The organism is Vibrio sp. 10N.222.49.C9, from assembly GCF_041474985.1.
GTDB classification, from domain to species: Bacteria; Pseudomonadota; Gammaproteobacteria; order Enterobacterales; family Vibrionaceae; genus Vibrio; species Vibrio crassostreae_C.
This window is the reverse complement of record NZ_JBFRVD010000279.1, coordinates 1-408: the sequence shown is the minus strand read 5'-3', so window position 1 is coordinate 408 and position 408 is coordinate 1. Positions and strand designations below refer to the sequence as shown.

The following is a 408-nucleotide window of genomic DNA, read 5'->3' as shown; positions in this document are numbered from 1 at the left end:
GTGCCAAGCTAAACAGCAATAGAGTCGGCCGCAATAAACTAAGAAACAATAAAAAAGGAGGCGTTAGCCTCCTTAGTTTTTTAAGCTCTGTTCAGATTACTTCTGATGCAGTGCTGGAAAGGCATCGGCGTCAAGCCACTGAGCAATAGATTGCAGCTGTTGCTCTAAGTCTGCTTGGTCATTACCACACACATTAATGTGTCCCATCTTACGACCAGGACGCTTTTCTTTGCCATACCAATGAATGTGAGCTTGGCTCATGCTGAGTAGCTCTTCGGCAAGCGTATCTTCACCAAGAATATTTATCATTGCAGTAGGGCGAAGTGCTTTAGTGCTTCCTAGGGGAAGACCACATACAGCGCGCATATGGTTTTCAAACTGGCAAGTCTCAGCGCCTTGTTGTGTCCA

1 pseudogene is annotated in these 408 nt (G+C 45.8%); it reads right to left on the bottom strand.

The features are described 5' to 3' along the window. Window positions 1-96: 96 nt before the first annotated feature. A pseudogene (locus tag AB4585_RS23125) lies at window positions 97-408 on the bottom strand (5-(carboxyamino)imidazole ribonucleotide synthase); the annotation flags it as partial.